The sequence below is a fragment of the Agathobaculum sp. Marseille-P7918 genome, from assembly GCF_964248325.1.
Taxonomy (GTDB): domain Bacteria; phylum Bacillota; class Clostridia; order Oscillospirales; family Butyricicoccaceae; genus Agathobaculum.
In genome coordinates this window covers 66,934-81,148 of sequence record NZ_CAXTXI010000003.1, presented here as the reverse complement: position 1 = coordinate 81,148, position 14,215 = coordinate 66,934, and the positions used below count along the sequence as shown (strand labels likewise).

Here is a 14,215-nt window from a genome sequence, read left to right as displayed (position 1 = left end):
GCAAATTAAGTGAGGAGACAAGAGAGACCATGTCAAAGAATCAGTACACAAAGACTGCTTTGAAGGAGGCTATTGCAGGTAAGCTGCAGCGCCACTTCGGCCGCGAGGTTGCAGATGCCTCGAAGGAACAGGTTTATGAGGCATGCGCGCTCGTCGTGCGCGACGCGCTCACCGAGCATATGATTGAAACCCAGAACGAGGTTGAAAAATACGGAGAGCGACAGGTCCACTATCTGTGCATGGAATTTCTTGTGGGCCGCAGCCTGCGCAACAACGCCTACAATCTGGGCATTCTGCCCGCACTGACCGAGGCGCTGAAGGATATGGGCTATGAAATGGCCGATATTTTCGAAGAGGAAGCCGACCCCGGTCTGGGTAACGGCGGTCTGGGCCGTCTGGCAGCCTGCTATATGGACGGCATGGCGACCATCGGCGTGCGCGGCACCGGCTATTCCATCCGTTATGAACACGGTATCTTCAAGCAGAAGATCGAGGACGGTCAGCAGGTCGAGCTGCCGGACTCCTGGCTGGCTTCGGGCGACGTTTGGCACATTCCCGCGATGGACGATACGCGCGAAGTCAAAATCGGCGGTACGGTCAACACCTATTTCAATGACCAGGGCAAGCTGGTTGTCGAGTATCATGACTATACGCCGGTACTGGCTGTCCCGTACGACATGCCGATTTCGGGCTACGACACCAACAACATTGCCTGCCTGCGCTTGTGGGAAGCCAAAAGCCCGATTGCACTGGACATGAAGCTGTTCTCCTCGGGCGAATACCTCAAGGCACTCGAGAAACACGCCATGGCGGAAACCATCTCGATGGTACTGTATCCGGAAGATAACCACCGCGAGGGCCAGTCCCTGCGTCTCAAGCAGCAGTATTTCCTTGTGTCTGCCACCCTGCAGGATATCTGCGCCAAGCACAAAGCCAAGTACGGTACGCTGGCAAACTTCGCGCACAAGCATGTGCTGCATATCAATGATACCCACCCGACGCTGGTTATCCCCGAACTCATGCGCATCCTGATGGACGAGAACGACATGAGCTGGGAGAATGCATGGAACATCACCAGTCAGTCGGTTGCCTACACCAACCATACGGTTATGCCCGAAGCACTCGAGTGCTGGCCGGTATCGCTGGTGCAGGAGCTGATGCCCCGTATCATGCAAATCATTTATGAGATCAACGAGCGCTTCTGCAAGGAGTTGTGGAACTACTTCCCGAACGATTTCCAGAAGATCTCTAAGCTGGCCATCGTAGCGGATAACATTGTCCGCATGGCACATCTGGCAATTGCCGGCTCGTTCTCAATTAACGGCGTTTCCGCGCTGCACTCTGAAATCCTCAAGGATCGTGTATTCAACGATTTCTATAAGATTTACTCCTCCAAGTTCTGCAATGTCACCAACGGTATTGCACACCGCCGCTGGCTGTGCGAGGCAAACCCGGAGCTTGCCGAGCTGATTGAGAGCAAGATTGGCAAGGGCTATCGCAAGCATCCGTCCGAATTGCAGGTGCTTGCCAATTATGGCAACGACAAAGCGCTGCTCCAGCGTCTGGGCGAAATCAAGCGCGACAACAAGCAGCGTTTGGCTGACTATATCAAGGCGCATAACGATATCGAAGTCAACATGGACTCGATCTTTGACGTACAGGTCAAGCGTCTGCACGAGTACAAGCGTCAGATGCTCAACATCCTGCATATCATTTCGCTGTACCACAAGCTGAAGGATAATCCGAGCATGGACTTCGTGCCGCGCACCTTCATCTTCGGCTCCAAGGCCGCGCCAGGCTATGCGGTAGCGAAAAAGACCATTCGCCTGATTAACTCCATCGCCAATATGATCAACAACGATCCGGATATCGGCGACAAACTCAAGGTCGTGTTCATCGAGGACTACAAGGTATCTCTGGCCGAAATGATCATGCCGGCAGCCGAGGTTTCCGAACAGATCTCCATCGCAGGCAAGGAAGCATCCGGTACGGGTAACATGAAGTTCATGATGAACGGCGCGCTCACCATCGGCACGATGGACGGCGCAAACGTTGAAATCTGTGAGGCGGTCGGCCGTGAGAACATTTTTATCTTCGGCATGGAGACCCCCGAGGCAGAGGCGCTGGCGGCATCCGGCAACTACGAGCCGATGCTGATCTACCAGAACGATCCGGTCATCAAGCGCGTACTTGACCATATGATCCACGGCTTTGGTGACGGTGTCGACTACACCGATTTGGCTAACCTGCTGCTGCACGGCGGCAACGGCGGTCCGGCTGACCGCTACATGAGCCTGAAGGACTTCTCCTCCTACGCAATCGCGCAGGAGCGCGTCAGCGAAATGTACCGCCATGCGGAGAACTGGAACTATATGTCGCTGATGAACATTGCTAATTCCGGCCGTTTTGCGGCAGACCGCTCGGTTGCCGAGTATGCGCAGAACATCTGGCGCGTCAAGACCAACTTTGCATTTTAATTTCTTCGTTTGAAAGCACGCTTTCAAACGAGAAAAGCTTTGCCGGGCATCTGCCCGGACAAAGCCAACCGCGTGATATTTGCGCGCCGTATACGGCACACAAAATCACTTCCTTGTATAAAAAGCCCGGCTTAGCCGGGCTTTTTATGATTTTCGGGCGGCATTGCCCGAAAATCCATTGCATGTGCGCCTCACGGCGCAAAAAAAGGACGCTTCACAGCGTCCTTTTCCCTTATTCTCAGCCCAGCAACCCCAGATGCTCCAGCAGAATTTTCAGACCCATCAGAATGAGTACTACGCCGCCAAACAGCTCGGCACGCGCCTTATACTTTGCGCCGAACACATTCCCAACCTTGACGCCCACGCAAGAGAGTACAAAGGTCGTCACACCGATGAAGCAGACCGCAGGCACAATCTCCACCTGCAAAAAGGCAAATGTCACACCGACGGCCAATGCGTCGATACTGGTCGCCACCGCAAGCGGCAGCATCGTGGCAAAGGAAAACGAATCGCTGAGGTTTTCCTCGTCGGTGTCGCGCGACTCGCGCACCATATTGCCGCCGATAAGCGCCAGCAGCACGAACGCAATCCAGTGGTCCACGCTGGTAATCAGCGTCTGGAAGCGCACACCCAACACAAACCCCACAAGCGGCATCAGTGCCTGAAACCCGCCGAAATACGCACCTGTAATGAGTGCATGCCGCGGGCGCAGCGTGCGCACGCTCAGACCCTTGCAGATGGAAACCGCAAAGGCATCCATCGACAGCCCGACGGCAATGATAAATAACTCCAGTAATCCCATTTTTCTTGTCCTCCTTGTCGTTAGCAGCGCCGAACGGGCATAAAAAAAGAGACCCATCCGCCGTAAAACAGATAAGTCTCGTCATTTCATGCAGAACCAGAGGACGTCCTCCTCAGTATGTTGGCCCTGCCGCGCGGGATGGAACAAATCCGCGCCGACTACTCCCTTATTACCGCCTATGATACCATATGCGGCGAATAAAGTCAATATCACCCGGGGAAATCGGCGCGCAGGGCTTATCCCCGGCGCAGCCGTTCCTCCATATAGTCATGCGCGCGGTTTTCCAGCGTATCGTCGAGCGGCGTGAGCGGTTCGTCGTTGCCATATTTGTAACGCAGTGCAGTGTGCAGGATGAAGTCGCACAGCACGGGATTCTTGGGCAAAAGCGAACCGTGCGAATAGGTCGCAAACACGTTTTTGTAGCGCGCGCCCTCGGTCTGGTCCTCGCCGTTGTTGCCATACCCCTTGAGCATCATGCCCAGCGGGGCCACATCCTCACCCAGATAGGTCTTGCCCGAGTGATTCTCAAAGCCAACTACAATAGTACCGCCGCTTTCAGGCGTGGTGCGGTACATATAGTTGCCAATCATGCGCTCTTTTGCGCCAATCGTATGCACATTGATGGCGCCGATAAAGTCCAGCTGGTTGCCGTCCCATGTTTTGTAGTATTGACCCAGCATCTGGTAGCCGCCGCAGATGGCAAGAAACACCTTGCCCTCTTCAACCGCCGTACAGATATCGCGTCCCTTGCCCGATGCAAGGTCGCGCAGCAGCACCTCCTGCTCGAAGTCCTGCCCGCCGCCGATGAAAAAGATATCATATTTGTCAATGTCGATCGGCTGGCCGATAGAGCACTCTTCAACCGTGACTCCAATGCCGCGGGCTTCCAGCCGCCGCTTCATGGTAATGATGTTGCCCCGGTCGCCGTACAGATTCAGAATATCAGGGTACAGGTGGCAGATATTCAGTTGCATGTCGTCCCCTCCCCCCCCTTATTCGTAAAACGCCTTAACATCGGTGTGCTTGGCAATCTCGCCGCGCAAATCAAACATCGCCGTATAGGTCGGCATCAGGAACGCGGGCGTCTCATCCGCACCGACCTGCTCGAGCAGCGCATCGTACTCCCGGATCACCTCAATGCGGTCGGTCGTAAAGCCTGCGTATTTTAGGCGCAGCGCCATATCATCTGCACGCACACCTGAGACCAAAATACGCGTAAAACGCGCCTCCTGCTCCGCCAGCGTCTCAAAATCCACGTCCCAAATCCAGCTGATGTCCGTGCCGTCCGCAAAGCGGTCATTGAGCAGAAAAGCCAGCTTACAGGTGCCCTTGTCGTGCGCGATAAGGTTGATGACCTGATTAAAGCCCGCCGGGTTTTTCACCAGCATCATGCGCGCCTGCGCCTTACCCAGCGTAAACTGCTCGGCGCGGCCAAAGCCGCACTCAAACTGACCGAGCGCGCTGACCGCAGTTTCCTCGTCGATGCCGACGACATGTGATACTGCCGCCGCTGCCGCCGCGTTATAGATGTTGTAGCCGCCCGGCAAATTGACATGCACCTCGTGTACTCGTCCGCAGATGGACAGCTCAATATCGGACGAATCCGCGCCCGAAGACAGAATTTTCGTCACCGCCACATCCGGCTCATGCCGATGATAGCCGCACTTTGGGCAACGGAAGCCACCCAGATGGCCGTAGGTGATATAGTCGTACTGATATTCGGTCTTGCAGTGAATGCAGTAGGGCGCATCAGACAGCTCATGCGCCGCATTTTCATAAATCGGAACGTTAACGCCAAACCACAGAACCTTGTTGGGGATTTTCTCCGCAAGCGAGGCGGTCAGCGAGCAGTCCGCGTTGAGGCACAGCTTCGCGTTCGGCACATGGGTGATGCCCTCGCGAATGGCGTTTAAGGTATGCGTAATTTCGCCATAGCGGTCGAGCTGGTCGCGGAAAATGTTGTTGACAACAAGACACTCAACCGGCAAAAACTCGCTTGTTTTACGGAATGCTGCCTCGTCGCACTCAATCAGCGCGTGCGTATACGGGCATTTGCCTGAAATCGTGCAATGCTGCGCGAACACCGCAATGATACCGGTCAGCAGATTTGCGCCCGACTTGTTGGAAAAGTATTTCAGTCCCGCATCGGCAAACGCCTGCTCAATCATGCGCGAGGTTGTGGTTTTGCCGTTGGTACCGGTCACGACTGTGACCTTGACACCGCGCGACAGCTCCCCGAGGATATTTTTGTCGATTTTAAGCGCCAGCTTGCCGGGCAGATTGGTACCGCCGCGCCCGAGTTTGCGCAAAACCGCGCCCGAGGCCTTGCATACCGCAACGGCCAGCCGGGTTTTCAGCTTCATAGAATAACCCCTCTATCTGTCAATTTCATATAAATGAAGTATACCGCATTTTCCCGCATAGTACAAGCATGGAAATCCATCGGCCACGGCATTCTGCACAAAAGCCGGGCAATAATTTTATCAGTTTGGCCGTGCGCTGCTGCAAAACCTGTAAGAATAAAATGCACAAAAAAATAATATTTTATTTGTGAAAAGATACCGGAGTGCATCGTAATATGTACGAATTCGCGCAAAACCCCTTGCATTGACAGACAGATATTATATAATTTAGATAGTGGCTTTAGCCAAATAACAGGATGAGGTGAATTCCAATGGATTATATGTCGGAATACAAGCGCTGGCTGGACAGCGAAGCGCTTTCAGAAGAGGAGCGCGCAGAGCTGCGCGCAGTAGAGAATAACAGCGAAGAAATCGAAAGCCGCTTTTTCGCGCCCCTGTCATTTGGCACCGCGGGTCTGCGCGGCGTGCTGGGTATCGGACTGAACCGCATGAACCGCTTCACAGTCGGACAGGCTGCCCAGGGTCTTGCCAAGCTCGTTGTCTCGAACGGACAGGCTGCGATGGACCGCGGCGTTGCCATTGCCTATGACAGCCGCCACTTCTCGCCCGAGTTTGCCAAGCAGTCCGCCTGCATCCTCGCGGCAAACGGCATCAAGGCGCTGCTGTTCGATGAGCTGCGCCCCACCCCTGAGCTGTCTTTTTCCATTCGCCACTACGGCTGCATTGCCGGTATCAACATCACCGCGTCCCACAACCCCAAGGAATACAACGGCTATAAGGTCTATTGGGAGGACGGCGCGCAGCTGCCGCCCGCTGAGGCCGATGTAGTTGCCAAGGAGATGGCGGCGACCGATATCTTTACCGGCGTTAAGACCATGGACTATGACAAGGCGGTTGCGGACGGCATGATCCGCATTCTGAGCCGTGAAACCGACGAGGCATATCTCGGCGAAGTCATCAAGGTTGCGGTCAATCCGGACTGTGTCAAGCAGGTTGCGGACGAGTTTAAGCTGGTCTACACCCCGTTCCACGGCGCGGGCTACCGTCTGGTACCCGAAATTCTGCGCCGTCTGGGCTACAAGCACATCATCTGCGAACCTGAGCAGATGAAAATCGACGGCGACTTTCCGACCGTAAAAAATCCGAACCCGGAGTACAAGGAGGGCTTCAATCTCGCCATCGAGCTGGCAAAGCAGAACGACGTAGACCTCATCATCGGCACCGACCCGGACGCCGACCGCACCGGCATCGTCCTCAAGGACAAGACCGGCGACTACGTCACCCTGTCGGGCAATCAGGTGGGCGTGCTGCTGACCGACTATATCATCACCGCCAAGAAGCTGACGGGCACCATGCCCGCGCATCCGGCGGTGCTCAAGAGCATTGTCACCACCGAAATGGCACGCGCAGCTGCGAACAAAAACGGCGTAGACTGCTTTGATACGTTCACCGGCTTCAAGTTCCTGGCAGAAAAAATCAAGCAGTTTGAAACGACCGGCTCGCATGAATACATCTTCGCCTTCGAGGAGTCCTATGGCTACCTGTGCGGCGATTATGCGCGCGACAAAGATGCGGTCACCGCTTCTATGCTGATCGCAGAGATGGCGGCCTACTACCGCACGCAGGGCAAAACGCTGTACGACGCAATGGAAGAGATGTACGAGAAGTACGGCTATTATTGCGAGCAGACTGTTTCGATCACCATGCCCGGCGTATCCGGCCTGCAGCGCATGAAAGAGCTGATGGCCGAACTGCGCGACAAGCCGCTGACGATGGTTGGCGCGGATAAGGTCGAGTACACCCGCGACTATATGCCCGGTACACGCACCTGCATGGCAGACGGCAAGGTCGAACAGATGGAGCTGAAAGGCCAGAATGTCATGTACTACGAGCTGGAGGGCGGCACGACGTTCATCATCCGTCCGTCCGGCACCGAGCCCAAGGTCAAGGTCTATATCATGGCCAAGGGCGACAGCAAGGCAGATGCCGCCGCCAAGGTAGAGGCGCTGGTGGCTGCTGCCAAAGAAATTGTCCAGTAAAAAATGCCATAAAAAGAGGGAAACCAATCGGTTTCCCTCTTTTTGCGTAATATTGCAGTTGAATCGTTTACTTTTCTCTGCGCCATGTCGCCGGGGCGAACAGCAGCAGCATCGGGAACACTTCCAGACGGCCCGCAAGCATATCGAACATCAGAACAATCTTGCTGAAGGGCGAGAAAAATCCAAAGTTTGCCGCCGGACCAACCAACTCCAGACCCGGGCCGACGTTGTTGAGCGTCGCCGCAACCGCAGTGAAGTTGGTAATCAGTTCTTCGTTGGTAATCGACAGCAGCAGCACCGACAGGATAAACAGCAGCAGATAGGCGATCATAAACACGTTGACCGAGCGCATGACCTCATGCTGCACGCGGCGGCCATCCATCTTGTTGACACGCACCGCGCGCGGATGGATGAGAAACTGCATTTCCTTGCGAATGCTCTTGCACATCAGCAGAATACGCGAACATTTCATGCCGCCGCCGGTCGAACCGGCGCACGCACCGATGAACATCAAAAGCACCAGCAGCGCCTTGCTGAATGCCGGCCACTGGTTAAAGTCCACCGTAGAAAAACCGGTGGTGGTGATGATGGATGCCACCTGGAAGGCGGCATGATGGAAACTTTGGAAGAAGCTCGAAAACATCGGCCGGACATTGATGGCAATCAGCACCGAGGAGGCAATGATCACGCCCAGATAGACGCGTACCTCTTCGATACGAAAGGCATTCTTCCAGCGCCGCATAAGCAGCAGAAAATAAACACTGAAGTTAATGCCGAACAGAATCATGAAAATCGTGACAACGCCTTGCAGATAATAGCTGTCGTAGTACGCAATCGAGCTGTTCCAGATACCGAAACCACCTGTGCCTGCAGTTGCCATCGAGGTGCAGGCCGCGTCGAACAGCGGCATGCCTCCCAGCATCAGCAGTACAATTTCCAGCACGGTCATGCCGAAATAGATGCCGTACAGATACATAGCGGTATCACGGAGATGCGGTGAGAGCTTATTGACCGACGGACCGGGGCTTTCCGCACGCATCAAGTGGATGGTCTGCCCGCCGGCCAGCGGCAGTACAATCAGCATGAACACCAGCACGCCCATGCCGCCGACCCAATGGGTCAGGCTGCGCCAAAGCAGCGAGGCATGTGAAAGCGCTTCCACATCGCTCAGGATGGTGGCGCCGGTGGTGGTAAAGCCGGAAACCGTTTCAAACAGCGCATCCACCACAAACGGAATTTCTCCGCTGAACATAAACGGCAGCGCGCCGGTCAGCGCCAGCACAATCCAGCACAGCGCCACGGTGACAAAGCCCTCACGGGCGTAAAAGCGGGTGTTTTCCGGCCGCTTGTGACAAAACAAAGCGGAAAACATCAGACAAATCACAGCAGTCGCAAAATAAGCCATCACAACGGGTTCGCGGTACAGGATGGCGGTCAGCATGGGAAGGAGCAGGAACAGTGATTCCACGCCCAGCATCCAGCCGATCAGGTAGCGTACCATAGCATGGTTCATCGCTCTGTATCCTCCGCCGCCTCCGGCTGGAAAATATCCTGCAGATCATTCATGCCGCGCCGGGTGGATACCACGATCACCGTATCGCCCTCCCGGAGCACATCACGGCCGCGCGGAATGATGCGGCGTCCCTTGCGGTTGATACAGCACAGCAGCACATCCGGCCGGATGGGCATATCCTGCAGCGGTACGCCAATCAAATCATGCGCCGCTACACGGAATTCAAGCGCTTCCGCACCGCCCAGTTGGTGCAGCGTTTCCACATTCGATCCCATGGAGTTCTGCATCGCGCGGGTATACTGGCCAATCAGTTCGGCCGTTGTCTGCTTAGGGCGAATCACGGTGCCGATGGGCAGACTTTCAATAACCTCTTCAAAGTTCACGCGGTTGACCTTGGTGAACAGCTTGGCCTTGGAATGCCGCCCTGCGTGCAGCGCAAGCAGGATATTCTCCTCGTCCATACCGGTCAGTGCGGCAAACGCCTCACAGCTGGCCAGGCCTTCCTCATCGAGCAAATCGCGGTCCGTGCCGTCACCATGAATAATGGTTGCACCCGGCAGCATCTCAGACAGGGCTTCGCAGCGCTCCAGACGATTTTCAATGATTTTGACCGAAATACCGGTATCAATCAGCATTTTCGCAAGGAAATACGAGATTTTTCCACCGCCAATCAGCATTGCCGAACGAATATGGTCGTTCGCCACACCAATCTGGCGGAAAAAGTCCGCCTGCTCGCTCGGCGGAACGATCACAGTAACGTCGTCATCCGTACGCAGAATAAAATCGCCCTTCGGAATGAACGTCTGTCCCTCGCGGCGCACCATGCAGAGCAGCGCATTGGTGCGAAGCAACGGATTGACTTCACAAACCGCCATGCCGTTCAAACGGGAGCCGTCGGGGATACGGATATCGAGCAGCTCAATGCGCCCCTTCGCAAAGGTGCTCACGCCGATAGCCGACGGGAAACGAATCAGGCGTGAAACCACACGCGCTGTGGACATTTCCGGGTTGATAACCATGGACAAGCCCAGCTCATCCCGAATAAAACCGACCTCCGACACATATTCCGGGTCGCGCACACGCGCGATGGTGTGACAGCCCGCCGCCTTGCTGGCAATCAGGCAGGAAAGAAGGTTGATCTCGTCATGCGTAGTGACTGCGATCAACAGGTCGGTTTCCCGCACGCCCGCCTCCTCCAATACGTGATAGCTCGTTCCGCTGCCGGTAACCGAAGTTAAATCCAGCGTGTTGGTCAGCTCGGTGAGCCGACGCTCGGACAGGTCGATGAGGGTCAGGTCGTGTCCTTCTGCGGAAAGCTGTTCCGCCAATGCCGAACCAACCTTACCGCAGCCTACAATAATGATGCGCATGGTGCGCCTCCGATCTCTCTTTTTACAGGGTACATAATATACATAGCGATTATAGCGTTTTAGCAACAAAAAAGCAATATCCCTGACAAGCGAAAACAAATCTTTGCGTTTTTTTAGCGTGCCGTTCCGCGTATCGTTGACCGCTGCGCCGAATACATGGTATACTTGTTTCAATATACGGAAAGGAAGCACGAACGGCAGACATAACGCAGACACCGAAAACGTGCGTTGATTCGTTGGAATCAGTGAAAAGCACCGCGACTACGTTTCGAAGAGTTTCTCTGTTTCCCGGCGAAGAATACAGGCTGTGGCTGACAAGGAGGTGAAGGCATGCAGATTGAAAAAGTGCTGAACAACAACGTAGTCATTGCACTGGATGAAACCGGCGAGGAAACCGTGCTGATGGGACGCGGACTGGGCTTTGGCCGTCACCCCGGCGACAGCGCCCCCGTCCATCTGATCGAAAAGCGTTTCACGCTGCATGCCGGACAGCTGTCCGACCGTTTCCAGCAGCTGCTGACCAGTATTCCCCTGCCGCATTTTTTGCTCAGTGAGCGCATTATCGACCATGCCAAGCGCACACTGGGCGCAACCTTGTCGGACAGTATTTATGTTACCCTGCCCGACCACATTTCAGCCGCACTTGAGCGGCATAAACAGGGTATCGAGCTGTCAAACCCGCTTTTGTGGGATATTCGGCAGTTTTATCCGGAGGAATACCGGGCTGGCTGTGCCGCCGTTGACCTGATTCGGGAGGAAACCGGCATCGACTTTGGCGAGGATGAGGCAGGCTTTATCGCCATGCACTTTGTCAACGCGGAGGGAGGCGGTGAATTTCCCGAGGTTTACGACATGACCTGCCTGATGCAGCGGGTATTCGGGTTGGTGCAGGAGCAATGCGGCGTAGAGCCTGACCGCGATTCGCCTGATTTTTACCGGTTTGTAGCGCATCTGAAGTTTTTGGCGCGCCGTATCGCCGCAGGACAGAGCTACGGCGACTGCGATGCCGACCTTCTTCCTCCGGTACAGGACAAATACCCGGATGCCTTCGCCTGTGCGCAGACGATTTGCGACGCAATTTTACAGGAATACGGCTTTGATGCCGGCAAAAACGAGCTGCTGTACCTCACGCTTCACATCGCCCGCATCACCGGCGCGTGATAACCCCGGCAAAGCAATACGGCCACCCAGAGAACATTCTTCTCAGGGTGGCCGTTCATTTTTCGTTTTATGCGCGGCTCCACTGGGTGCCCTGGCGAGTATCCTTGATGGTCACGCCCATCGCAGCCAACTCGTCACGGATGCGGTCGGCTTCCGCGAAGTTCTTCTCCTTCTTGGCCGCTGCGCGCTGCGCAATCAGCGCTTCGATCTTCTCTGCGTCCGGATCCACTGCATCATCACGCTTCTGAACGAGATTCAAAACGCCGGTCAGCTCCATGAACAGGTCGTGCGCCGCGGTCAGGAACGCCTTGCTTGCGTCCTGATGCGCGCCCATCCACGCATTGATTTCGCGCGTCAGCTCAAAGATTGCAGAAAGCGCGTCCGCCGTGTTAAGGTCGTCGTCCATCGCGTCGATAAACTTCTGCTTGTATGCCGCAAGCGCTTCCATCTTGGTCGCCTCTTCCGCGGTCATCGCGTCGCCCTCGGCCTTTTCGATGCGGAACTCCATGTTATTCCGTGCCTCGTACAGGCGCGCCAGCGACGCCTTGTTCATCTCAAGCGACTCGGCCGAGTAGTTGAGCGGCGTGCGGTAATGCGCGGACAGCATGAACATGCGGATGGTTTCATAGCCGAACTGCTTTGCCGCGTCGCGCACCATGAAGAAATTGCCCTTGGATTTGGACATTTTCTCGTTATCGATGGTCAAAAAGCCGTTGTGCAGCCAGTAATGCGCGAAGGCACAGCCGTTAGCGCACTCGGACTGGGCAATTTCGTTCTCGTGATGCGGGAAAATCAAGTCAAGGCCGCCGGAGTGAATGTCGATGGTGGGGCCGAGGTACTTGTTGACCATTGCGGAGCACTCGATATGCCAGCCCGGACGTCCCTTACTGCCCCACGGCGTATCCCATGCAGGCTCGCCCGGCTTCGCCGCCTTCCAGACCGCAAAGTCCATCGGGTCCTCCTTCTGCTCGCCTACGCTGATGCGCGCGCCCGCCTGCAGCTCTTCCATCGGCTGATGGCACAGCTTGCCGTAATCCGGGTCGGATTTGGTGCGGAAGTATACGTCGCCGTTCGGTGCAAGATAGGCATGGCCGTTGTCGAGCAGCTTCTGCACGATGTCAATGATTGCGTCCATCGTCTCGGTCGCACGGGGATGCACGGTTGCCTTACCGATGCCAAGACCCTCCGCATCCGTGTAATACTCCTTGATATAGCGGTCGGCGATGACGTTGAAGTCCACGCCCTCTTCGTTGGCCTTGTTGATCACCTTGTCGTCAATGTCGGTGAAATTCTGCACAAACTGCACCTTATAGCCGCGATACTCAAAGTAGCGGCGCAGCAGGTCGAACACAATAAACGGGCGCGCGTTGCCGACGTGGAAATAGTTATACACGGTCGGACCGCAGGAATACATTTTGACCTCGCCCGGCGTAATCGGGACGAACTCCTCCTTCTGGCGGGTCAGGGTGTTGAACAGTTTCATATGACACTCTCCTTATCGGGATAATTTTACAAAAAATACAGCCGCCTCTTTTTCTCAAAGAGGCGGCACTCATGTCGCGGTTCCACTCCTGTTTTTCACTCGGATGCAGGATAACGGGTGCGTCCCGCGGGGCGTTTGACCCCGATGCTCGGCGGGCGCACTTCGCCGTACCGCGCGCAAAGCCCTTTCAGCCGAGGGGCTTCTCTCTTTCGCGCACCGGAAAAACGGTTACTTTTCCCGCGTCTTTGCATACGTTTCTATATTACAGTGCCAGTATAGCAACAATCCGTGTAAAAGTCAAGCCGCTGCTCTACTCACCTGTTATCTCTCAACACTTTGCGGCCGATATGTATAGTATATGACATTTTGCCTTTTACAATCACCAAAGGAAGGAAGAGATTTCATGACAATCGGAGGTTTCCAAAGCAACTGGTTCAATGTCACGGAGCATACGATGGAAAACGGCAACAAATTGCCGATGGCGACGCTCAAAGACGAGTATAAGGATGAATTTGCAGCCTTTACAAAAAATAAGCTCGAGCAGCTGGAGCAGCGCGAGCCGTCTGCGGGTCTGGATGCACTGACCGATGAACAGCTCAAGGAACTCAGCGAAAAATACGACACGGACGACATGAGCTATGACGAATACCAGTCCTTTTTACAGGACCTCGTCGATATGGGTGCGCTGACCGAGACTGACCGCTGGCTGGCGGGCGGTGCAAGAAAAGTGGGAGATATGTACATCACACCAGTGCTTCCCTGTATGAGCGCATCCATTCGTGATGCCTCCCAAGACACGCTTTCTATGTCGCGGCTTTCCTATGATTTCCCGGTTGGCATGGATTCGGTGGATATCACAGAGTGGGTCAAGTACCGCGCCACCTCCGACACGGCCTATTACTTCTCCGGCAAACGCTATGGTCTCGGTGTGGACGAACTCAACCAAACGATGGCAGACATCTTGGACGCCATAAACCGGGCCGGCTGAAAATATACAACACCCGATG

Annotated in this window: 10 protein-coding genes; 4 read left to right on the top strand and 6 right to left on the bottom strand. The window is 55.2% G+C overall.

The genetic code is table 11. From position 1 onward, the window contains the following. Nucleotides 1–29 precede the first annotated feature (29 nt). Nucleotides 30–2,477, top strand: coding sequence for a glycogen/starch/alpha-glucan phosphorylase (locus ACESSO_RS05600; protein WP_373164071.1), 2,448 nt, complete (start codon nucleotides 30–32; stop codon nucleotides 2,475–2,477). 238 nt (nucleotides 2,478–2,715) lie between these two features. Here ACESSO_RS05600 and ACESSO_RS05595 read toward each other — a convergent pair whose 3' ends face one another. The 3 genes from ACESSO_RS05595 to ACESSO_RS05585 form a co-directional block, all read right to left on the bottom strand. Further along, nucleotides 2,716–3,279, bottom strand: a complete 564-nt coding sequence (locus ACESSO_RS05595) for a manganese efflux pump MntP family protein (RefSeq protein WP_373164070.1) — start codon at nucleotides 3,277–3,279, stop codon at nucleotides 2,716–2,718. 236 nt (nucleotides 3,280–3,515) lie between these two features. Continuing rightward, nucleotides 3,516–4,253: a type 1 glutamine amidotransferase gene (locus tag ACESSO_RS05590; protein ID WP_373164069.1), complete on the bottom strand. Its 738-nt coding sequence runs from the start codon at nucleotides 4,251–4,253 to the stop codon at nucleotides 3,516–3,518. An 18-nt stretch (nucleotides 4,254–4,271) separates the two neighbouring features. Next, nucleotides 4,272–5,642 carry a MurT ligase domain-containing protein gene (locus ACESSO_RS05585; RefSeq protein ID WP_373164068.1) on the bottom strand — a complete coding sequence of 457 codons (1,371 nt, stop codon included), beginning with the start codon at nucleotides 5,640–5,642 and terminating at the stop codon, nucleotides 4,272–4,274. A gap of 311 nt (nucleotides 5,643–5,953) precedes the next feature. On the opposite strand from ACESSO_RS05585, the gene ACESSO_RS05580 reads away from it, so the two are divergent. Continuing rightward, nucleotides 5,954–7,681 carry a phospho-sugar mutase gene (locus tag ACESSO_RS05580; RefSeq protein ID WP_373164067.1) on the top strand — a complete coding sequence of 576 codons (1,728 nt, stop codon included), beginning with the start codon at nucleotides 5,954–5,956 and terminating at the stop codon, nucleotides 7,679–7,681. Nucleotides 7,682–7,748: 67 nt separating this feature from the next. Here ACESSO_RS05580 and ACESSO_RS05575 read toward each other — a convergent pair whose 3' ends face one another. Beyond that, nucleotides 7,749–9,194, bottom strand: a complete 1,446-nt coding sequence (locus tag ACESSO_RS05575; protein WP_373164066.1) for a TrkH family potassium uptake protein — start codon at nucleotides 9,192–9,194, stop codon at nucleotides 7,749–7,751. Beyond that, on the bottom strand, nucleotides 9,191–10,564 hold the full coding sequence (gene trkA, locus ACESSO_RS05570; protein ID WP_373164065.1) for a Trk system potassium transporter TrkA: 1,374 nt from the start codon (nucleotides 10,562–10,564) through the stop codon (nucleotides 9,191–9,193). The genes ACESSO_RS05575 and trkA overlap by 4 nt, the downstream gene beginning before the upstream one ends. 330 nt (nucleotides 10,565–10,894) lie before the next feature. On the opposite strand from trkA, the gene licT reads away from it, so the two are divergent. Then, on the top strand, nucleotides 10,895–11,725 hold the full coding sequence (licT, locus tag ACESSO_RS05565; protein WP_373164064.1) for a BglG family transcription antiterminator LicT: 831 nt from the start codon (nucleotides 10,895–10,897) through the stop codon (nucleotides 11,723–11,725). Between the two features lie 67 nt (nucleotides 11,726–11,792). Here the strand turns inward: licT and cysS are convergent, their stop codons facing one another. Continuing rightward, nucleotides 11,793–13,208, bottom strand: coding sequence for a cysteine--tRNA ligase (cysS, locus tag ACESSO_RS05560; protein ID WP_373164063.1), 1,416 nt, complete (start codon nucleotides 13,206–13,208; stop codon nucleotides 11,793–11,795). Nucleotides 13,209–13,611: 403 nt separating this feature from the next. Here cysS and ACESSO_RS05555 point away from each other — a divergent pair, with 403 nt between their 5' ends. Then, complete coding sequence (locus ACESSO_RS05555) at nucleotides 13,612–14,196, top strand: hypothetical protein (protein WP_373164062.1); 585 nt, start codon at nucleotides 13,612–13,614, stop codon at nucleotides 14,194–14,196. Nucleotides 14,197–14,215 lie beyond the last annotated feature (19 nt).

Coding starts and splice junctions, on each gene's coding strand:
- ACESSO_RS05595 (WP_373164070.1), bottom strand. CDS start 3,279: ATGGGATTACTGGAGTTATTTATCATTGCCGTCGGGCTGTCGATGGAT.
- ACESSO_RS05600 (WP_373164071.1), top strand. CDS start 30: ATGTCAAAGAATCAGTACACAAAGACTGCTTTGAAGGAGGCTATTGCA.
- cysS (WP_373164063.1), bottom strand. CDS start 13,208: ATGAAACTGTTCAACACCCTGACCCGCCAGAAGGAGGAGTTCGTCCCG.
- trkA (WP_373164065.1), bottom strand. CDS start 10,564: ATGCGCATCATTATTGTAGGCTGCGGTAAGGTTGGTTCGGCATTGGCG.
- ACESSO_RS05585 (WP_373164068.1), bottom strand. CDS start 5,642: ATGAAGCTGAAAACCCGGCTGGCCGTTGCGGTATGCAAGGCCTCGGGC.
- ACESSO_RS05575 (WP_373164066.1), bottom strand. CDS start 9,194: ATGAACCATGCTATGGTACGCTACCTGATCGGCTGGATGCTGGGCGTG.
- ACESSO_RS05590 (WP_373164069.1), bottom strand. CDS start 4,253: ATGCAACTGAATATCTGCCACCTGTACCCTGATATTCTGAATCTGTAC.
- ACESSO_RS05580 (WP_373164067.1), top strand. CDS start 5,954: ATGGATTATATGTCGGAATACAAGCGCTGGCTGGACAGCGAAGCGCTT.
- licT (WP_373164064.1), top strand. CDS start 10,895: ATGCAGATTGAAAAAGTGCTGAACAACAACGTAGTCATTGCACTGGAT.
- ACESSO_RS05555 (WP_373164062.1), top strand. CDS start 13,612: ATGACAATCGGAGGTTTCCAAAGCAACTGGTTCAATGTCACGGAGCAT.